We start from the raw sequence: 1,790 nt of genomic DNA, 5'->3' as shown, positions 1-1,790 counted from the left end.
CGTCGAGCAACCGCAGTTCACTCGCGGCGCGGTCGGCCAGGGCCACGTCCAGGCGCGCCCACTCCCGCTGCCGCCTACGAGCGGCGTCGATTATCTCGTCCTGCAGGAGGAGCACGTGCAGGTACAGATCCAACCGGTTGCGTTCCAGGCGCGTCAGCAGGCTGTTACACGCCCACGGCCGGAGCAGCTCGGTGACCCGTCCCGCATACGGGGCCCGGTCGTCCACGACGACGCCCAGACCGAAGATCGGCGCCGCCACGAACAGGCGCAGTTCAGGGCGGGAGGCGAGGAAATCCTCGACCGCCGTACGGACACCGTTGCCCGACCCCCCTTCCGCTCGGGCCCACGCGAACGCGCCCTCACCCCGCAACCCGCCGGTGACCACGCCGGTGCTGTCGAGCCGGACCCCGAGATCCCATGAGTACGGCTGCCGTGCCGGCTCCGGAATACGCTCGGGTGTGTAGTAGGAGTCACGCCGGCCGTTCGGCCAGCCCACGTCATGCATGATCAGCAGCGGGAGATGAGGACGGCCCGCGGCCCGGACCGCATCGGCGATCGTCTCCAGCTCACCGGTTGCCGTCGCATAGTTGTGGTCGCCGTCGATCAGGTAGGCGTCCGCGGGCGCAAGCCCGGCCAGGGCCTGCGGGCTGTAGCCGCGCACCACGTCAACCTCAAGCCCGCCCCCCGGCTCGGGCACCACACCCGGATCGGGGTCGACGACCAGCAGCTTCCCACCACCTCGCCCGCGCAGCAGGTCAACGAGCAGGGACGTGGCGGCGCCGCTCTCCGAGCCGATCTCGGCAACGCTGCGGACGTCGGCGGCTTCGAGCAGCGGCACCCAGATCTCCCGCAGCTCCGCGAGGGAGTGCAGAAGCAGCGGCTGCAGCGTGTCGTTGATGGTCGACTCGACCGCGTAAACGTCGGGGCCGCCGGTCCCGCCCGCAGCATCCTCCCCGTGGTCGCCGGCGGCGACGTCCTCGTGCCCGGCGGCGGCATCCGGTCCGGTCCACGACACCCGGGTGGCGACTGCGCTGCCACCCTCCCGGTCGTTGCGCGCGGCAGCAGCATGGTCGGCGGGCGGCCCACCGAACCACGGCGAACTCGGCGGCGCCCCGGCTACCCCGGTTGATCCGGCAGCGTCGGGTGGACCGGCCGACTCGGCGGTGCCAGCCGACCCGGCTGTATCGGCGGCGCCGGGTGGACCGGCCGACTCGGCGGTGCCAGCCGACTCGGCGACGCCGGCGGTGTCACGATACGGACCCTGGACGCCCTCGCCGGCGTCCACGGCACCCTGGTTACCGGTATCCGACGTCGACGTGCCCGCCTCCGGCTGCTCACCAGCGCTGCCGCGAGGCCCGCCGTCCCCGACGGAGCCAGGCTCAACCGTCTCGCTCACGGCGACATCGTTCACGGCGCCCCCGCCCACAGCTGCATCACCCACAGCGACCCCGTCCACATTGTCCACGACGACCGCACAATCGCGATCGACCGATTCTCCCTCAGTGTCTCTTTGGGGCCTCCAGCGGCGCGCCCGGCAACCACGATCGCACCACCTCCGACCACAGTGCCTTTTCAATGGCCTCCTTCAGGGGCCTCCGGCAGCTTCAACGGTCCCTGGAGCCCGTCGGCGGCGCGAGCAAAATACGATCATGCCGCCGGCGGCCCGAGAGCACAGGCTCAGAAACGCTCCTCGAGCTCACGCCGCAGCCGCTGGACGGCCCGGCGTGACAACGGCGCGCTCTGCTCGGTCGGGATCGCCAGCGGGTCGAAACGGATCCCCAGCCACCCGA

Annotated in this window: 1 protein-coding gene; it reads right to left on the bottom strand. The window is 71.6% G+C overall.

All coding sequences use genetic code 11. The features are described from left to right. Positions 1-1,396 (bottom strand): class I SAM-dependent methyltransferase (locus DD1DGNOD_RS05935; RefSeq protein ID WP_241255493.1); only part of this gene is annotated, 1,396 nt, incomplete at its 3' end. Positions 1,397-1,790 lie beyond the last annotated feature (394 nt).

The sequence above is a fragment of the Candidatus Protofrankia californiensis genome, assembly GCF_900634765.1.
Taxonomy (GTDB): Bacteria; Actinomycetota; Actinomycetes; order Frankiales; family Frankiaceae; genus Protofrankia; species Protofrankia californiensis.
Note: the sequence above shows the minus strand (reverse complement) of the source record. Positions and strands in the feature narration are given on the sequence as shown.